Source organism: Mesorhizobium sp. WSM4821, assembly GCF_055901555.1.
In genome coordinates, this window is record NZ_CM148371.1 from 4,053,609 (window position 1) to 4,071,814 (window position 18,206).

The window sequence follows — 18,206 nt, forward strand, 5'->3', positions numbered from 1 at the left end:
ACCACCGTTTTCGACTCGGCCTGACCTGAATCTCAATACACCCTAGAGCGCGGAAAATACGCCGATCGCCCCGACCAGAACTAGGCTTAGCGCCCAGATCACATCTAGATCAAACCAGCTTTTCGAAAGAAACCTTAATCCCAGCCACCGATAGACGCCGAAGGCCAAAGCGCCGCCCGCAGTGACCATCGCGCCGGTGTGGACCGCTGCCACGCCGATCGAGAGCGCTGCAGTTCGTGCAATGAGGGCGGTCGCGGCACGATGCCCGGCATCCGTTTCAACGACGCCGCACAGGCCGAGGTAGATCGGCACCAGCATCAGGCCGGCGCCATGCGCGACGGCGACCAGAAAGGACCAGAGTGCCAGTCGCGACGGCGGCACGCGCGCCAGAAATCTAGGATGCCGCCGGTTGAAGAGCAGCCAGACTCCGAGCGCGATGATTATTAGACCTGCGCCAACGCGGATCTCGGTTTGCCAATCAACCAGCGCGGTCATCAGTGCGAAGGGCAAGAGGACCACCGTCATGGCGACAAGATGCCCGAACGCCAGCGCCATGAGTGCGCGCGGCAGCGCATAGGCTCGCCGTTCCATCAGGGCCGCCGAAACGGCAAGCGGCCAGCCCATACCCGGGTTTACGCCATGGTAAATCCCGCTGGCGACCACAGCAAGCCAGAGGCCGGCTGTGGTCGAAAGGAGTTCGGACGACACCTAGACCGATGGGTAGCAGAAACTGTCTGTAGAGCAGTCGCCGCCTTCAAGTCGGATCTGGTGCGTTCGATAGCCTTTGGGGAAGTCGACGAAGAAGTTGGTGTCGAGCATCAGGCCACCATTGGCGCCAACATCGGCCTTCACCATCGCTCCGCCGCGCTCACCGGGATAAAACTGATCGTCCCAGGTCGAATAGAGCGAATTGGTCCAATAGACACGCTTGCCGTCGCGGCTGATCTCGACCATCTGTGGCCCATAGCCGAAGACCTTGCCACAGGGATGCTTGGTCTTCTTGACGATCCCACCCAGTTCGACCTTGCCCGCCAGAACCGGCCTCATCGGGTCGCTGACATCGTATTGGTGCATTTCACCCGTACCCCAACAAGCCACATAGAGATACTTGTCGTCGAGGCTGAGGTCGATGTCGGTGACCAGCGGCGGCACCGCCGAGAAACCCTTTAGAAGATCCGGCAGATCGTCGGCATTGGCCGGTTGAGGCGGAATGGTCGCCGTCTTCTTGGCCTGGAACTTGCCGTCTGCGTCGCGCCACCAAGTCCAGATCGAGCCTTCGAGATTGGTGGTATCGACCACAACGCCGCAGAAGCCGTATTGCTTGACTGGATCATGCGCCGGGCGGATTTCGAGCGCCATTTGGTGATTGGCGCCTAGATCGATCGTCTGAATGTTCTTACGCGCACGCAGATCCCAGAAATGCATGCGGTGGCCGTACTTGTTGGATAGTAGATCCTCCGGGACGATGCCGTTTTCGAACTGCGGCGGCAGGGCCCATTCGGAACTGACCATGTAGTCGCGCGGCAGGTTCCACCAGAAATCGTAGTGCTTGTCCTGGGCGCCACGATCTATCTCCCAGCGGCCAATGACATCGAAGGTCTGGCAATCCATGATGAAAATGCCCGGAGGACCGACGGTACCGTCTTTGCCGCCCCGCCGAGGGTCGAGACATAGATGCCCTCGGGTCCACAGTGGATCGTATGCGGGCGAGAATAGCCCGTCTTGGCAAAGACTTCTGCGGGTCGATGATCTTGTGGATCTTGGCGGCTGTCGGCCCGCCCTTCACATCAATTATGTAGATGCGCGACGAACGCATGCCCGGAATGATCAGATAACGACGCTCCAAAAAGGCGTGGCCAGTCAGTGGTGATAGCGCCGAAGAACATGCATTCCAGCCGAAGTGATGAAACTCATCGCCCTTGTTTGGCATGATCACAGTGTGGACGATCTTGCCGAAATCCGGCGAATTTGGATCGACATTCACCACAGCCAGGCCGTCGGGCTGCGAGAAGTCGGGGCTAAGCATCAACGTGTAGGCAAGAGTTTCCGGCGGCCCTTCCATAGCCAGCTTCGGTGACGGATAGAATGTTGGGTCTGGTCGCAGATTCATTGCGGTATCCTCCCTAAGCGTTTGTGAAACTTTATTTTTGTTGCTCTCTGTGTCGCTCCCTTTTGAAATGCGGCCCAGGTAGGGATCATAGTACACCAAGTCTCCTCGTCTGTCTGACACCGCGCGGCGCTACATCAACGCTAGAAACCGCCGCACCCGGTCAGAATGACTGATCCGCCGACCAATTCGTCGGTGAAAGTGCGAGCGCTATTTACGTGGGCAGGCTTTGAGCAGAAGATACGGCTGGGAGGAAGCATTCGGAAACTGCTGAATAAATGCGCCGAACGGCTTCTTACCGTTGGTTGCAAGGGAGGATAATCATGCAACGTATTTTCTCGCTCGCGGCGTGCGCCGCGGCGTTATCGCTCGGCGTGTCGAACGCCTACGCACAATCGGGGGGCGTCGATAAGGCGGTCGGTGGCTACAGCTTCGAAGAAGCCGCGAAGGAGGCCCCCGGTACCAAGGACTTTCATTCGGCCGATGGTCACCTCACTTTCGCTATCGTGACACACACTGCCGGCAATGGCTTCTTCGATCCGGTCTACGTCGGCGCGACCGTCGCCGGCAACCTGATCGGCGCCAAGATCCTGCTGCTCGGCTCGGAATCGCCGACCGACGACCCTGCCCGCGAGATCGAAATCCTGAACCAGATCGTGCAGGATCCGACGATTGACGGGCTGATCATGACAACGCCCCAGGTTGGCGCCTATAACGACATCGTCAAGGCCGCCGAGGCGAAGGGCATACCGGTCGCCACGACCAATTCCTTTGACGGCACGATCCTCAACCGCAGCGGCATCGGCCACACCGGCCAGGACGCCTCCGCTGCCGCAATCGCCGGCGAGGCGCTCGTCAAGTGCCTCGCGGACAAGGGTATCGAGAAGGGTTCGATCGTCCTGCCGTCGTCGACCGCCATGGGCAACATCGAGGTGAACAATCGCGTCACTTCGGCTTTCAACGCCATCGTCAAGGGCTTGAAGGATGCCGGCAAGCTTGATGCCTTCAAGGTCGACGCGGGTCCGGAGAACACCGGGATCGACACCAATCCGAACGACCCGGTGAACGGCATCGTGACGCTGTTCGAATCGCGCGGCGACGTCGTTGGCGCTTTCGCCGGCAACAACGTGTTCACGCCGGCGCTCGCCAAGGCCGTCGCTCAGACCGGAATGACCGGCAAGATCTGCGCCTACGGGTTCGACCTCGGCCCGGCGCAGCAGGATGCGATGAAGAGCGGCGATCTGACCGGCGCGCTCGGCCAGCAGCCCTTCTTGCAGGGCTTCTGGCCGGTCATGCAGCTCTATCTTGAGATCGATCGCGGCATCGCGGCGGCCAACCTCGACACACGCGCCCAACTCGTGACGAAGGAGACCGTCGAGGACGTCGGCAAGCGCTTCGAGAACTGAGTCCGCTCGGAACGTCTGAAATCACTGCGGGAGGGCGCAGGCTCTCCCGCACGACGGCAACAACCAGAGGGGACCCATGGCGCCCACCGCCACCATATCGCTCGGCCGTGCGCCGTCCCAGATTGTCGGCGGCTGGGAGGTGGGGCTCGTTGCCTTGCTTTTGCTGCTCTATCTCGGCGGCGCTCTCGTCAATCCCGCGTTCTTCGGGTCAACAGGAGCGTTTCACTCGCTGCTCCGCGACACCTCGCGGGTCGCCATCATCGCGGTCGGGGTGACCTTCGTCATCGTCAACAAGGACCTCGATCTTTCGGTCGGTTCAACTTACGGCCTGGTCGCCGTCGTCTTCGCCAGGCTGTTCGCGCCAAGCTTCCTCGATCTCGGCGTCGTCCCCTCGGTGATCCTCTGCCTGCTGCTCGGCGTGTTGATCGGTCTCGTCAACGGCGTGCTCGTCACCATCCTGAAGGTGCCGGCGTTCATCGCCACGCTCACCATCCTCTTCATCGGTCGCGGCTTTGTGCTGGCGCTGACCCACGGCCAATCGATCTACTATCCGGCCAAGGCGACCGGCTATCCGCTTTTTTTTCACCTCGGCGAGACGAACCTTCTCGGCTTCAACAACCAGATCGTGATCTTCGCCGTTGTCGCCGTGATCGGTGCCTATGTGCTCGCCAAGACGCGCTGGGGCTACGAGACCTTCGCCACCGGCGGCAACGAGCAGGCGGCGTCGTATGCCGGCATCCCGACCAACTGGGTGCGCATTCGAGCCTACCTGATCTCCTCGCTCTGCGCGGCGCTAGCCGGCTTGATGTCGGCTGCCCAGGACAAGGGCGTGACGCCCCTCTACGGCGTCAGCAGTGAGCTGATCGTCATCGCCGCCGTGATCATCGGCGGCGCCTCGATCCTCGGCGGTCGCGGCCGGGTCGCCGGATCCTGCCTTGGCGCCCTGCTGGTGGTGCTGCTCGACAAGGTGCTGCGCGAGGGCTGGCCGATCACGCGCGTCATCAAGATCGGCGACGAGGAGATCACGGTCAACGCCGTCTTCTCGCTGCCGGTCGGCGCGGTGCCGGTGTTCCTTGGGTTGCTGCTCGTCGTCGCGGTGCTCATCGAGCCCTATCTCATTCGCCGCCAGGTGGCAGGGCGCCTCTGGGCCTGGCTCCGCGGCCGGCCGCCGCCACCGGCCTACGAGATCGGCGGCATCGCGATCGAAGGGGTGCAGACCAAGGGCGCCATGGCGACCGACATGGCGCTGTCGGCGACCGGGTTCGGTAAGTTCCTCGCCCGGCGCGACGCGCTCGCCATCATCCTGACCGTGTTCCTGTGGCTGACCGGCCTCGCGCTCCGGCCGGACTACTGGTGGAACCTGTCCAACAGCTTCGCGATCCTGCTCAACTACACCGAGCTTGCGCTGATCACCATCGGGCTCACCTACGTCATCGCCGCCGGCGACATCGACCTCTCCGTGGGAGCGGTGCTCGCCCTCGCCGGCAGCACCGCCGCCTATTTCCTCAAGGTCCTCGGCGCCGACCCCTTGACCGCCGTGGCGATGGGCCTGCTCGCGGGCATGTGCGCCGGCCTCGTCAACGCGATCGTCACCGTCGGCTTCAAGCTGCCGGCCTTCATCGCCACGCTCGGCATGTTCTACATCGCCCGCGGCCTCGCCGCCTGGTTCGTCGCCGGACAGCAACTCACCGGCTGGCCCGAGGGCTACAACCTGCTTGGCCGCAAGGTGAACGACATCCTGCTGCACTACCGCATCTCGCTGCCGGACGGCCCCCTGCGCGCGATCGCCGAGGTGGTGAGCATCCAGACCGTCTGGATGCTGTTCGTCGCTCTCATTGCCGGCGTCGTGCTCGCCTACATGCCGTTCGGGCAAAAGGTCTATGCGACCGGCGGCAACATTCGCGCCGCCGCTTATGCCGGGATCAACACCAACCGGGTGCGGTTCCTCGCGCTCATGCTGGCGGCGCTCTGCGCGACAATGGCCGGGATCATCAACGTCGCCTACTTCCGCAGCTTCAACCCGGTGGCCGGCCAGTTCCGCGAGCTCGACGCCATCGCTTCGGTGATCATCGGCGGCGGTTCGATCTTCGGCGGCTACGGCACCGTGATCGGGGCGCTCGCCGGGGCGGCGGTGATCACCTTGATCCGGGCGCTGCTGCAGCTCAACGTTCAGGGCTTCGCCATGCCGCAGCACTGGATCAACGTCTTCATCGGCGGCATCCTGATCGTGGCGGTGCTGATCGACATCTGGGTGCGCCAAGCCAACATCTTCGGCCGCCTGAGGGCGCGCCTGGCGCGCCGCACAAGAACGGCGGAAACCACCCATGCGTGACACGACCAAACCTGCACCGATCGTGGAAATGCGGGGCATCGAAAAAGCCTTCGGTGCGGTGCAGGCGCTCCGCAATGTCGACCTCGTGCTCTATCCCGGCGAGATCCTGGGCCTCGTCGGCGACAACTCGGCCGGCAAGTCGACGCTGATGAAGATCCTGACCGGCGCCTACCAGCGCGACGCCGGCGAGATCTTCGTCGCCGGGCAGCCGGTGCACTTCAAGAGCCCGCACGAAAGCCGCGACGCCGGCATCGAGATGATCTACCAGGATTTCGCTCTTTGCGGGAATATGGATGTCGGCCAGAACATCTTTCTTGGCCGCTGGCCGCGCAAGGGCCTTTTCGTCAATCGGCGGAAAATGTACGCCGAAGCCGACAGCGTGCTGAAGCGGCTCAAGGTCGACGTGAACTCCGTCTATCAAAAGGTCGAGAGCCTGTCGGGCGGCCGCCAGCAATCCGTGGCGATTGCCCGCGCTATTTCCTTCCAGCCGCGCGTGGTGATCCTCGACGAGCCGACAGCCAATCTCTCGGTGATGGCGACCGAGCGGCTGCTCGAAACCATGCTGGAACTGAAAAAGCAGGGCGTTGCCCAGATCATCATCTCCCACCGCCTCGTTGACATCTTCGCTGTGGGCGACCGCGTGATGGTGCTGAAGCGCGGCGAGAACGTCGGCGATCGCTACGTCAGGAACACCGACGAGCATGAGGTCCTCGAGATCATCGTCTCCGGCACGCGAGAGCACGCACTTACGGCCGATGAGGCGAGGCCTTGACCGATCAGGATCACTTTTTTCCAGGCATGGCTGTCAAAAAGCCCTTTCATGAAACTTACGGCGCCGAAAAGACCGAAACTTGAGGCGAGGCGTCTGGCGGCTATCGAGCGGTCGATGGCCAAAACAAAAAACCCGCCTCGGCGGGCGGGTCGTTGGCGCAAATCAGCACCATACCTAAATCATTAGCATAATTGCCGGCACAAAGCAAGAACAAACTTGCCCGGTTTCTGCTCAGGCGGTCTCGCCGCGCGGTCTTGGGTGGCGACGCTTTCGGCGCCGGCCGGTCATTTCCCACCTTTTGTGGAACCACATCCACTGGCCGGGATCCTCGCGCACCCAGCGCTCGACCACGTCGTTGAGAAGCTGGGTGGTGGCGCGGACGTCGACACTGCCGTCGGGGGTGCGCGGCAAGGCCAGCTTGTCCTCGATCTCGAGCCGGAAGCGGTTGCCCGGCAGGCGCATGCAGCGCGCCGGATAGACATCGCAGTCATAGTGCCGCGCCAGCGTGCCCAGCACCCGGTTGCTCTCGCACGGGCGGCCGAAGAATGTCGTTTCGACCCCGCCCGAGAACTTCTGGTCGACCAGCACGCCGATATTGCCGCCGTTCTCCAGGATGGCCGCCAACGCGAATGACGCGCCAGTCGAGGAGGGCAGAAGCGCCCCCATGGTCGAGCGGCGCGTCGAGAGGATGTAATCGGCAAGGTAGGGGTTGTTGGGCGGGCGAAACAGCGCCGTGATGTTCATGCCGAAAGTGGCTGCCGCCACCGGGAGCAGCTCGAAATTGCCGAGATGCCCGGTGAAGATGATATGCGGTTTTTGCTCGCCGGCGATCTCGACGAAATGATCGACGCCGCGGACCTCGACGCGGCCCGGCTTCGTCGCTTTCGGATCGTAATCGAAGAGCGCATCGAGGAAGACATATTCCGCGGCGAGGCGAGCCATGTTGCCCCACATGTCGGAAGCGATGGCCTGGATCTCCCTGTCGCTCTTCTGGGGATAGGCCTTGCGCAGATTGGCGACAGCGACGTTGTGGCGCCCAATCCACGGACCAATGCGGCGGGCGACGCGGTCGGCGAAATTGAGCGCCCTGTCGACCGGCAGCAGACGCAGCACCCAGATCATCGTCATCGCGGCGCGCGCAAGCAGCCAGTAGTTGAACTGGCGGAACCGCCTGCCGTGACGGAACGCCAGGTCCCTGCGGAGCTTCCTGAAGGCGTTACCGAGCAAGGATCTAGCCGACGCGCAGGATGATCTTGCCGAACACGTCGCGGCCTTCCATACGCTTCAGCGCGGCGTCGATGCCGTCGAAGCCGACTTCGGTGTCGATAACCGGAGAAACCAGCCCCGCCGCCATCTTCTGCATGGCGTCGGCCATGTTTTGCATGCGGCAGCCGAAGGAGCCGAGCAGCTTCAACTGCTGCTGGAACAGTTGCATCAAATTGATCTGCGTCGATACGCCCGAGGTCGAGCCGCAGGTGACCAGGCGGCCACCGCGTTTCAGGCACAGCATCGAAGCGGCAAAAGTGTCTGCGCCGACATGCTCGAAGACGACGTCGACGCCCTTCTTCTTCGTCAGCTTGCGCACGACGCCTTCGAAACGGTCCTCGCGATAGTTGATGACATGGTCGGCGCCAAGCGCCCTGGCCTTGTCGAACTTGTCGTTGGAACCGACCGTGGTGATCACGGTGCAGCCCATTTTCCTCGCGAGCTGGATCGCGGCGGAGCCGATGCCCGAGCCGCCGGCATGGATGAGGATCGTTTCGCCGGGCTGCAGCCTGGCATTGTCGAACAGCATGTGCTCGACCGTGCCGAAGGTGACGGGCGCGACGGCCGCGCCGATGTCGGTCACGCCGGGCGGGGCAGGAACCAGCAGGCGCGCCGGCAGGTTTATCTTCTCTTGCGCAAAGCCGTCGAAATGGAAGCCGTGGATGCCCGAGACATGCTCACAGAGATTGTCGCGGCCTTCGCGGCAGGCACGGCAAAGTCCGCAGGTGCGCGCGCCATAGATCGACACCAATTGTCCGGGCACGAGGCTGGAGACGCCGGGGCCGACCGCCTCGACCTCGCCGGACGCTTCGGCGCCGACGACCAGCGGCAGCTTGCGCTTGGCGAAGGCCATGCCGCGCCAGCCCCAGACGTCGATATGGTTGAGCGCCACGGCCTTGATGCGCAGCGTCACTTCGCCGAGCAAAGGCTGCGGCGGAGGCGGCAGGTCCACCGTTTCAAGGCGGCGGTCCTCGATAAGTTGCAATGCGCGCATGAAGCCTGTCGGTTCTGTTGAGCGGAAAGCGCTCGCTTAGACCGGTTCCCGCGCCATGACAAGGCAGGTGTTCTGGCCACCGAAGCCGAAGGAGTTCGACAAAACGGTGCCGACCTCGGCGTTGCGCTTCTTGTTCGGCACCACGTCGAGCACCATCGCCGGATCGGGATTGTCGTAATTGATGGTCGGCGGGATGACGCTTTCGCGCATGGTCATCAGCGAGAACGCGGCCTCGACGGCGCCGGCCGCCGACAGCGTGTGGCCGATCATCGACTTGTTCGACGAGATCGGCATCGAGCCGGTCCGCTCGCCGAACACGGTCGACAGCGACAGATGCTCCATCTTGTCGTTTTCCGGCGTCGAGGTGCCATGGGCGTTGACATAGTCGATCTCGCCTTCGCTCAGGCCCGCATCGGCCAAGGCGGCGCGAACGGCGGCGATCGCCGGCGAACCGTCCGGCTTGGAGCGGGTGCGATGGAAGTCGTCGGCCTTCTCGCCGCAGCCGCGCAGGATGCCGAGAACGGTCGCGCCGCGGGCCAGTGCGGCCCCCAGCGATTCCAGCACAAGCGCGCCCGAGCCCTCGGCCAGCACGAAGCCGTCGCGATCCTTGGAGAACGGTTTGGACGCTTTTTCGGGGATGTCGTTATGCGTGGAGAGTGCGGAAAGCAGCGAGAAACGGATCAGCGCCTCGGCGGTCGCGGAACCGTCGGCGGCGATCGACAGCGCCCGGTCGCATTCGCCGCGGCGGATCGCCTCGACGCCGAGCTGGATCGAGGTGGCGCCCGAGGCGCAGGCGGTCGACAGCGTAATCGGCAGGCCGCGTGTCCCAAAATGGTCGGCGAGCCGGTCGGCGATCGAACCGAACTGGGTGGTCTCGAAAATGTCGAGCTCCCTCAAGCCCCGCGCCACGCGAAGCAGCCTTTCGGCGCCGACGTCGTCCTTGTCGGAATTGTAGAGCGAAAAGCGCTCGCTCCAGTCGAGTTCGACCGGCGGCGAAGCCAGGAAAAGCGGTCCGCCGAAAGCGCCCGAATCAAGACCCGCTTCCGCTATCGCTTCCTGTGCGGCGATCTCGGCGAGGTCGTAGGTAAGGAGGCTGGCGCCCTTCGAACTCGACGGCAGGAAATCCACCATGCCGGAGATGCGGGTGTTCAGATGATCGACCGGAAAGCGGGTGATCGGATGGATGCCTGATTTGCCGGCGGTGAGCGCCGCCCAATTGTCGGCCTTGCCGACGCCCAGCGATGTCACCACGCCGATGCCGGTGACGGCGACGATCGGCCTGCCCATGTGATCGTTCAGATTGGCCATGTTGTTGTCCTGAGACCCTCGACCGTTTCCTTGAGTTGCAGCATCGGATTCGTCCGAAACCGCTTCGCCCTGATAGTTTTAGGCAGCGTTGACCAACGCCACGCCCTCGAATTGGTGATAGCCGATCGCCGTTGCAAGGACAGTCCTGGGAATGCCGTTGAACGGCTTCTCGTTGGCGGCGTCAAAAACCGGGTAGGCGGCCTTGTGTTCGACAGCCAGCGCCGCCAGCGCCACGGCGAAGGGAAACTGTGCTTCCTTCATGTGGCCGGTCAGCGTCGAAAAGCCGCGTGCGGCAATCGCCGGATTGGCGTCGAGCGCCGATTTCTCGGCGGCAGTTGCGGCATGGGCGCCCGAAGCGCCTGAAATCGCCAGCAACTCGCCGTTCGGCAATGCTGCCTGCCTGAGCAGTGCGGCAATCCCGGCATCGAGCTCGCCCTGCCGCCGTCTGGCGCGTCCGGATAGGACCGGGCCGAGTTCGGCATAGATCTTTCGCCCGCGGCTGATCGCGTGTTCGCGCTGTTCCAGGACGAGAAACGCGCCGCCGGATCCGGTCACCACGCCGCCGCCGTCGGCGCCCTGTCGTTGCCAGACCGGCTTCCAGGGGCCGCGATGCAGGTAGCCGGCCAGTTCATAGCCAAGCAGCATGTCGGAATGTTCGGTCTGGAAGGCGCCGCCGACCAGGATATGCGTCGACTGGCCGGAGCGGATGCGGGCGGCGGCCGTCTCGACGGCGGCGACGCCCGCACCTTCCTCGCCCATGAAGGTGCGCGACGATCCCGTCACCTTGTGGACGATGGAGATGTTGCCGGCGAGCAGGTTGGAAAGCTGCGCCAGAAACAGCGTCGGGCGCAATTCGGTGGTCAGCTTCTCGTTGAGCAGCACGTCGCGGTCGTTGCGGCTTTCGGACGCCGCGAGAATGTCGGCGTCGACCGTTTCGTCGCGCTCGCCGCCGCCGGCAGACACCACCATGTCCATGGTCGTGCAGAGTTCGTCGTTGCCCTTGATGCCGGCGTCGTCCAGCGCCATGCCGGCGGCATAGGTGCCGAGCCTCTGCCAGGTTTCCATCTGCCGCTGGTCGCCGCGCTTGGCGATCTGCAGGTTCCAGTCGATCTCCGGCAGCGGGTGGACGGTGTAGGGCGGGAAGCGCGCGGCATCGAGCACGGGCTCCAGGCCCGGCTGGACGAGCTTGCGCCAATGCGCATCGGGACCTTCTCCCAGCGAAGAGACGAGGCCGATGCCTGTGATGACGACGTGGTGGGGGTTCATGGGCGGCTGTTGTGGGTCAGGCGGCAAGGCGCGTCAAGGGCACGCATCTCAACCGTTTCAGGCAGTCTTGGCCGCGACCAGTGCGTCGATCTTGGCGCACAGGTTCTTCATGACGAAGTAATCGTCGGTCGAGGCCTTGCCGTCATTGACCTCTTGCGTCCACTTTTCCAGCGGCACCTTGATGCCGAATTCCTTGTCGATGGCAAAGACGATGTCGAGGAAGTCGAGGCTATCGATGCCGAGATCGTCGATGGTGTGGCTTTCAGGGGTGATCGTGTCGATATCGATCTCACTGGTGTCGGCGATGATCTTGGCGACTTTGTCGAACGTGGTGGACAACGGCTTTTCCTTCGGGTTGCGGGCGGAATCTGTCCGCATGTGGCTGGGCGCTGTCTAATCGGTTTTTCCGGGCAGGAAAAGGCCTGATGCGCCGGGCGCAGATGGGATGGTTACTTGGCGAAAGCAAGAAGGGGCCGCCGGTTGGCCCGGCGGCCCATCCCACGATGTCGCTCCAGCTCAGCTCTCGCGGAGCTTGACCAGATCGTTCAGCAGCCCGCCCGTTCCGTTGTGGACGGTCAGCCGCTCGACCTTGCCGGCGATGGTTTCCAGAGCCTCGAGCTCCTTCAGCCGCAGCATCACCGGGTTCTCGGCCATCACCTTGGCCGTGTTGAGCAGCGAACGCGTGGCGTTCGTCTCCTCGCGGCGGCGGATGACGTTGGCCTCGGCCTGCTTCTCGGCCGACACCACCTGGTTGAGGATCTCGCGCATCTCGCCCGGCAGGATGACATCCTTGAGGGCAATATCGCTGACCTCGATCCCGATCTCGGCCATGTCGGCGCGGACCTTCCCGGCGGCTTCCTCGTCGATCGTCACCTTCTTCTCGAGGATCTGGTCGAGCGTCAGCGCGCCGAGCGTCTTGCGGAAGGCGTATTGCAGGGCGCGGTAGAGGGCTTCGGAGAAGTCCTTCACCGCGCTCACCGCCTGAACCGGGTCGACGACACGGTATTCGGCGGCGATGTTGACGCGGATCGTAACACGATCCTTGGTCAGCACTTCCTGCCCGGCGACGTCGAGCGACTGGCGCTTGAGGTCGACGACCTTGATCTGCACCATGCGCCCGACGTTCCAGAACCCGTGCACGCCCGCCGTCAGCGTCCGCACAAGGGCGCCGTCGACGAAGAGCAGTCCGGCCTGCCCATCCACGACCGGATGGACGGACATCAGCTCGGCCTTTCGGGCCTGGCCGAGCCGGCGCATGACGGCCGGATCGATCGCAAGATCGGTGGCGGTGTCGATCACCGTCACCGTCCACGGCCCGGCGTCCGTCCACAGGACGAGCTTGCGGTCCGGCGCCAGAACGGCATGGAGGCTGCCGTCACGCTCGATGACGGCGACTTCCGTGCGCCCGGTGCGAACGACGGTGAAATGACGCGCGGCCACGTCCGGGAGCTTGTCGAACAACGCCTTCTCGTACGCCGAAACAAATTCCGGGTTCTTCAGATCGTGCCGCGACACATCCAGGCTTCGGCGCCGGTTGGCGAGCCAATGCTCGCCGGGCACCAGAACAGCCTTGATCTCACCCTTGTAGAGGGTGATGGCACGTTCGTTTTCCTTTACGAGGACGCGCTCGCGCCCAAGAACCTTATCGAGAACAGTCATTGTCGTTACTCCTGTCGGGCATGGCCCCATGCGAGGCGTTAAGTCATGCGTCGATCATCCTTTCGCTTCTCGTTTCACGTCTCTCACTTCACGTTTCGGGCACGAATGATCCGGGGACCGGTGGCATCAATCCACGGCGAACCTTCGGGAGCGGATCGCGAGGCAGCAAAGCGGGCGCCGGAGGCCATGGCCTCCCTTGCCGGCGATGCCGCGCCTTGATCGTCACCGCGGGCCTGGCCGCGAGCCGATGGCGTCGGACTTTCGGGCCCAGCCCGCGCCCGAAGGCGTGGTCGGTCCGTCAGGTCTTCCGCATTCGGGTCCCGGACCGTTTTTCAGATAACACCACCTGAATGCCCTTCCCGAGAGATGGGTGACAGTTCATTCCGGAGACATGGTGGACTGCACCCCTTCGGTGAGACAGTAATCAGTAACAGTTCTCCTTGTTGTGGATTGCGTTTGGTGTCTTTTGCCGTAGTTGCATGAGACTGGTCTCGTATGCGTCCGGCGAGAGATAGTCGAGGGCAGAGTGCAGGCGCTGCCTGTTGTAGACCACCTCGATGAACTCGCCGATCCTTGTCGTTGCATCGTCTATGTCGCGATAGGCTTGGCCATCCACCTCCTCTTCCTTCAGGGTCCTCATGAATCTTTCGGCCTTGGCATTGTCATAAGGATTGCCGATCCGGCTCATGCTCGGCTGGATGTCGTGGCTTGCAAGTCGTGCCGCGTAGTCAGCGCAGGCGTATTGGACGCCGCGATCGCTATGGTGAATGACACTTCCCGGTGCCGGCCGACGTGCCGCAATCGCCTTGTCGAGCGCCGCAATGGCAAGTTCCGCTTTCAGGTGGGTCGCAATCGCCCAGCCGATGACCTTGCGGCTGAAGGCGTCCAGGACGATCGCCAGGAATGCGAACTCCTCGGCGAGATGGACGTAGGTGATGTCGGCCACCCAGAGCTGGTCGATGTCGGTCAGTTGAAGGCCTCGGGCCAGGTTGGGCACGATGCACCAGTCATGCCTGGTGTCGGTTGTCATCGGCACGAAGGGCGCTTTGCGCAGACACAGCAGATTGTCCTCCCGCATCAGCCGCAGCACGCGCTTGTGATTGGCCAGCCGGCCTTCCCGGCTCAAAAGCACGCCAATTCTGCGATAGCCGTAATGCGGGTTGGCGAGCGCCAGGCGCTGGATGGCGTCGCGCAGGCCCACTTCCTCCCTGCGCGGCGCCATCGCCTGCCAATGGCGGTAGTAGCCCGCGCGGCTCACCCCAGCCAGCCGGCACATCCGTTCCACACTGATCTGGCCTTGCAGCCCGGACGCCATCATCGCTTCGATGACCGTGTAGATGCCGTCCCGCCAGGCGCGCCGCTCTGCTGGCGCGCTTTCCCGACGTGCTGCAAGGCTTGTTGAAAAAAATCGAGATCGACCGCTTGCTGTCCGACAAGCCGCTCCAATTCCGCAATCCGCGCCAGGGCCTTCGAAAGCTCGTCGCTCGACGAAGACTGCAGCGCGTCGCCTCCCTTTTGCTCATGGCCTGTTGCCGCGCCGCGTCTCGGGCGCCCGACTTCGCGCAGCGCCGCCGCTCCGCCCGTGCGGAACTGCTTTTGCCACTGATACAGGCCTTTGCGGGAAATCCCCAACTCGCGTGACAGCTTGCTGACATTGGCCCCGGCAGCCATTCGCTGAACCGCCGTCAACTTGAACGCGCGACTGAACCGCCGCCCAGGATCGTCCGTCCTCATCAGTCCTCCTAACGGAGAACTGTTACCATTTTTTCTGTCTCAAAATCGGGGTGCACTACAATGGGTTACACTTCTAGCCTTTGCGAGGAGAGCAAAGGTGCCTTGGCAGGAGTGCAACCTTATGGACGAGCGTCTCAAATTCGTTGCGCGGCTTCTGGATGGTGAGAAGATGGCGGTGCTGTGCCGGGAGTTCGGGATATCGCGAAAGACCGGCTACAAACTCATCAATCGCTACAATGACAGCGGCCTGGAGGGGCTGACGGATCGCTCGCGGCGGCCTTACCGGCACGCCAATCAGCTTCCTTTCCAAATCGAGAAGCTGATTGTGCGTGCCAAGCAGGACAAGCCCAACTGGGGCGCGCCGAAGATCAGGGAGCGATTGGTGCGGCTCTACCCGGATGTCCACACGCCGGCGATCTCAACGGTGCATGCGGTGCTCGACCGCCACGGCTTGGTCAATCGCCGCAAGCGGCGACGCAACAGGGCCACCGGAACGCCGCTGTCTCACGTCGCCGCGCCCAATGAGTTGTGGTGCGCCGACTACAAGGGCGAGTTCATGCTGGCGGACCGGCGCTACTGCTATCCGTTGACGATCAGCGACTTCGCCAGCCGTTATCTGTTAGCCTGCGAGGCGCTTCACACCACCAAGGAGGCCTATGCCTTCACCGTGTTCGAAAGCGTTTTCAAGGAGTTCGGCCTGCCTGCCGCGATCAGGACCGACAACGGTGTACCCTTTGCCAGTCCCAACGCGCTGTTCAATCTTTCCAGGCTGTCGGTGTGGTGGCTGAGGCTTGGCATCGCCATCGAGCGCATCAAGCCCGGCTGCCCGCAGCAAAACGGCCGTCATGAGCGCATGCATCTGACGCTCAAGCTGGAAACCACCAAGCCGGCAGGCGCCAACTTCCTGCAGCAGCAGGCCCGCTTCGACGACTTCGTCGAGGAGTTCAACACCGAACGCCCGCACCAGGCGCTCGATATGGCCTGCCCTGCCGAGCGCTACAGCTCATCGCCGCGACCCTATCGGGGACTGCCGGAGCTTGACTACCCTTTCCACGACAAGGCCGTCACCGTCACCACATGCGGGCGCATCTGTTTCGACCGCAAGAAGATCAATCTCAGCCTCGTCTTTGCCGGCCAGACCGTCGGCATCAAACAGGTCGAGGATCGAATCTGGCTGGCTAGTTTCATGGACTATGATTTGGGATATTTCGATGATGAGACATGCAGACTCGAACCACTCGAGAACCCTTTCGGGCCGAAAGTGTTACCTATGTCTCCGGTATAAAATGTAACCCATGTGTCCGGAACGGACCTGAATGTGTGAGGCCAATGGAGAAGGATTCGAACCTTCGACAGTCAGATTATCGATCTGATGCTCTAACCAACTGAGCTATCCGAAATGCAGATGAAGGGAATTGAACCCCCGACCTCCGGACCCAAATCCGGCGCTCTTCCGCTGAGCTACATCCGCGATCCCAACCTCCGAAACGGCGCCGTACACAGGACGGCAATGCTGCCTGCGCGGGCGGAGGCAAAAGCTCCAACCGTTGTGCTCGCTTCGGTTTTCGTGACCGGGAGCGCGCCTATAGCCGCTGCGACCGGTTGTCGCAAGCGGCATTGTCGTGGCTGAATCGCGGCTTCTTTCAGCGGTGGTATTTCGGCAACACAGGTGCCTCCTACCGGCGAGCGTTTGCTCAAGGCCGAGCCGAGCATCGCGACATGAGCCTGGGTGACCTCATCGAGGGCATCGTGCTGCATGCCCATTCGTCGGCCTTCAAAAACCGCTTGCAAGATCACATAAGTGATCCTAATATGCAACTGGTTGCAAAATTAAATCACTAGCGGAAGGAGTCGGATCGATGAAGCTCTACACTTCGCCTGGGTTCACCAGCCTGGCCGACCATATCGCGATGCTGGAGGCTGGAATTCAGTTCGACGTGGTCAAGGTCGATATCGAGACCAAGCAGATTGAAGGGGGTGGCCGCTACATCGATATCAATCCGAAGGGCTATGTGCCCGCTCTCGTGTTCGACGACGGTGAGGTGCTGACCGAGAATGTCGCGATCCTGGCCTGGGTCGCGGATCGTGCGCCGGAGCTCGCGCCCCACGGTCCTCTGGGCCGCTATCGCCTGCTCGAGATGCTGAGCTTCATCGCGACCGAGATTCACAAGCGCTTTCCCACCTACCTGATGCTTCCGGAGGACGTCAGGGAGCCGATCGCCGAGGAAATACTGAAATGGTTCCGCCTGGCCGCGGGCCGGCTGGAGCGGGGGTATCTGTTCGGAGAGATCTTCACCGTCGCGGATCCCTATCTCTTCCAGCTGGCGCGCGGTGCGGCGGAGCTCGGATTTCGACTGCCCGAGCCGCTTCGCGATTACATCGCGCGCATCGAAGAGCGGCCTGCCGTACAAGCGGCTCTGCGCCGCGAGGGGCTGGCATGAACGAGCTGGTGATCCGCGCCGATGGGGTCGTGCTCGCGACGCAGAGCTTCGGCAATCCGGCCAAACCGCCGATACTTCTCATCATGGGCGGGATGGCCTCCATGCTGTGGTGGCCTGAGGAATTCTGCCGTCGGCTAGCCGCACGGGGCCGCTTCGTCATCCGCTACGATCAGCGAGACACCGGTCTTTCGACCAAATATCCGCCCGGCCGGCCGGGCTACGGCTTTGACGACGCGGTCGATGACGCTTTTCGCGTGCTTGATGGCTACAGGATCACGGCGGCTCATGTCGCCGGCTTCTCCCTCGGCGGGATGGTCGGCCAGGGTGCGGCGCTCAAGCATCCGGAGCGGGTGCTTTCCCTGACGGCGATCAGCACCTCGCCGGTCGGGGTGGACAGGTCCAGCCTCCCCGAGAGCGGCAAGGCCTGGTTGGAACATATGGCAGTGGACGTGGACTGGTCGAACCGGGCGGAAGCGGTTGGTTACAGTGTCGAGGACGCGCGCCTGATCGCGGGAACGTCACACCCGTTCGACGAAGCCGAGACCAGAGCCTTCATCGAGCGGGACTTCGACCGTTCCGGCGGTTATCTCAGCGCCACCAACCACAGCGTCCTCTTCAAGATCGGCAGGGCCTGGCAGGGAAGGCTGCACGAGATCAAGGCACCGTTGCTCGTCATTCACGGCACCGCAGATCCGGTCTTTCCGGTCGAGCACGGCGCGGTACTGGCCGAGGCGGTAGCGGGCGCAATCCTCGTGAAGCTCGAGGGCGGTGGCCACGAGCTACACCGGGGCCATTGGGGCCGGATCGTCGACGTGATCGCCGAGCATACGGATTCGAAGCGAGCGGTCGACCGGTGATGACAAGATTCCCTCCATGGTGCGAGTGACGGCAGGTCTTGGCGCAGAGCGACATCTCTGATGA

At 62.9% G+C, this 18,206-nt stretch carries 16 protein-coding genes, 2 tRNA genes and 1 pseudogene; 7 read left to right on the forward strand and 12 right to left on the reverse strand.

Annotated features, from left to right (window positions below; all coding sequences use genetic code 11):
- Nucleotides 1-42: 42 nt before the first annotated feature.
- Complete coding sequence (locus tag AC0NID_RS19635) at nucleotides 43-708, reverse strand: hypothetical protein (RefSeq protein WP_473455532.1); 666 nt, start codon at nucleotides 706-708, stop codon at nucleotides 43-45.
- Nucleotides 709-2,110: pseudogene (locus AC0NID_RS19640) on the reverse strand (selenium-binding protein SBP56-related protein). It lies immediately after the preceding gene.
- 320 nt (nucleotides 2,111-2,430) lie between these two features.
- Here AC0NID_RS19640 and AC0NID_RS19645 point away from each other — a divergent pair.
- The 3 genes from AC0NID_RS19645 (at nucleotide 2,431) to AC0NID_RS19655 (ending at nucleotide 6,617) form a co-directional block, all read left to right on the forward strand.
- The gene (locus tag AC0NID_RS19645) at nucleotides 2,431-3,513 is read left to right on the forward strand and encodes a substrate-binding domain-containing protein (protein ID WP_473455531.1); all 1,083 of its coding nucleotides are present in this window, start codon (nucleotides 2,431-2,433) and stop codon (nucleotides 3,511-3,513) included.
- A 76-nt stretch (nucleotides 3,514-3,589) separates the two neighbouring features.
- Nucleotides 3,590-5,845 carry an ABC transporter permease gene (locus AC0NID_RS19650; protein WP_473455530.1) on the forward strand — a complete coding sequence of 752 codons (2,256 nt, stop codon included), beginning with the start codon at nucleotides 3,590-3,592 and terminating at the stop codon, nucleotides 5,843-5,845.
- A complete protein-coding gene (locus AC0NID_RS19655; protein ID WP_473455529.1) occupies nucleotides 5,838-6,617 on the forward strand; it encodes an ATP-binding cassette domain-containing protein in 780 nt (259 codons plus the stop codon). The genes AC0NID_RS19650 and AC0NID_RS19655 overlap by 8 nt, the downstream gene beginning before the upstream one ends.
- Before the next feature lie 231 nt (nucleotides 6,618-6,848).
- Here the strand turns inward: AC0NID_RS19655 and AC0NID_RS19660 are convergent, their stop codons facing one another.
- The 8 genes from AC0NID_RS19660 to AC0NID_RS19695 form a co-directional block, all read right to left on the reverse strand.
- Nucleotides 6,849-7,844 (reverse strand): lipid A biosynthesis lauroyl acyltransferase, encoded by a 996-nt coding sequence (locus tag AC0NID_RS19660; protein WP_473455528.1) that lies wholly within the window; start codon nucleotides 7,842-7,844, stop codon nucleotides 6,849-6,851.
- 4 nt (nucleotides 7,845-7,848) lie between these two features.
- Complete coding sequence (locus tag AC0NID_RS19665; RefSeq protein ID WP_473455527.1) at nucleotides 7,849-8,877, reverse strand: zinc-binding dehydrogenase; 1,029 nt, start codon at nucleotides 8,875-8,877, stop codon at nucleotides 7,849-7,851.
- Between the two features lie 36 nt (nucleotides 8,878-8,913).
- A complete protein-coding gene (locus AC0NID_RS19670; protein ID WP_473455525.1) occupies nucleotides 8,914-10,185 on the reverse strand; it encodes a beta-ketoacyl-ACP synthase in 1,272 nt (423 codons plus the stop codon).
- 78 nt (nucleotides 10,186-10,263) lie between these two features.
- Complete coding sequence (locus tag AC0NID_RS19675) at nucleotides 10,264-11,451, reverse strand: beta-ketoacyl-ACP synthase (protein WP_473455524.1); 1,188 nt, start codon at nucleotides 11,449-11,451, stop codon at nucleotides 10,264-10,266.
- A 57-nt stretch (nucleotides 11,452-11,508) separates the two neighbouring features.
- Nucleotides 11,509-11,790, reverse strand: coding sequence for an acyl carrier protein (locus AC0NID_RS19680; RefSeq protein ID WP_010909964.1), 282 nt, complete (start codon nucleotides 11,788-11,790; stop codon nucleotides 11,509-11,511).
- 177 nt (nucleotides 11,791-11,967) lie between these two features.
- Nucleotides 11,968-13,110 carry a slipin family protein gene (locus AC0NID_RS19685; protein ID WP_473455523.1) on the reverse strand — a complete coding sequence of 381 codons (1,143 nt, stop codon included), beginning with the start codon at nucleotides 13,108-13,110 and terminating at the stop codon, nucleotides 11,968-11,970.
- Nucleotides 13,111-13,534: 424 nt separating this feature from the next.
- On the reverse strand, nucleotides 13,535-14,425 hold the full coding sequence (locus tag AC0NID_RS19690; protein WP_474033314.1) for an IS3 family transposase: 891 nt from the start codon (nucleotides 14,423-14,425) through the stop codon (nucleotides 13,535-13,537).
- The gene (locus AC0NID_RS19695; protein ID WP_474033315.1) at nucleotides 14,425-14,781 is read right to left on the reverse strand and encodes a helix-turn-helix domain-containing protein; all 357 of its coding nucleotides are present in this window, start codon (nucleotides 14,779-14,781) and stop codon (nucleotides 14,425-14,427) included. Before AC0NID_RS19695 ends, AC0NID_RS19690 begins: the two co-directional genes overlap by 1 nt.
- Nucleotides 14,782-14,941: 160 nt before the next feature.
- Here AC0NID_RS19695 and AC0NID_RS19700 point away from each other — a divergent pair, with 160 nt between their 5' ends.
- Nucleotides 14,942-16,129, forward strand: coding sequence for an IS481 family transposase (locus AC0NID_RS19700; RefSeq protein ID WP_473459469.1), 1,188 nt, complete (start codon nucleotides 14,942-14,944; stop codon nucleotides 16,127-16,129).
- Between the two features lie 41 nt (nucleotides 16,130-16,170).
- On the opposite strand, the gene AC0NID_RS19705 is transcribed toward AC0NID_RS19700, so the two are convergent.
- Both AC0NID_RS19705 and AC0NID_RS19710 read right to left on the reverse strand, forming a co-directional pair.
- A tRNA-Ile gene (locus AC0NID_RS19705) sits at nucleotides 16,171-16,239 on the reverse strand.
- 5 nt (nucleotides 16,240-16,244) lie between these two features.
- Nucleotides 16,245-16,315 (reverse strand) — tRNA-OTHER (locus tag AC0NID_RS19710).
- A gap of 146 nt (nucleotides 16,316-16,461) precedes the next feature.
- Between AC0NID_RS19710 and AC0NID_RS19715 the strand changes: the two genes are divergently transcribed.
- From AC0NID_RS19715 to AC0NID_RS19725, 3 genes are read left to right on the forward strand one after another with little or no spacing between them, the layout of a single operon-like run.
- Nucleotides 16,462-16,686 (forward strand): hypothetical protein, encoded by a 225-nt coding sequence (locus AC0NID_RS19715; protein WP_473459471.1) that lies wholly within the window; start codon nucleotides 16,462-16,464, stop codon nucleotides 16,684-16,686.
- 17 nt (nucleotides 16,687-16,703) lie between these two features.
- Nucleotides 16,704-17,285: a glutathione S-transferase N-terminal domain-containing protein gene (locus AC0NID_RS19720; protein ID WP_473459473.1), complete on the forward strand. Its 582-nt coding sequence runs from the start codon at nucleotides 16,704-16,706 to the stop codon at nucleotides 17,283-17,285.
- Nucleotides 17,282-18,142, forward strand: coding sequence for an alpha/beta fold hydrolase (locus AC0NID_RS19725; protein WP_473459475.1), 861 nt, complete (start codon nucleotides 17,282-17,284; stop codon nucleotides 18,140-18,142). Before AC0NID_RS19720 ends, AC0NID_RS19725 begins: the two co-directional genes overlap by 4 nt.
- Nucleotides 18,143-18,206 lie beyond the last annotated feature (64 nt).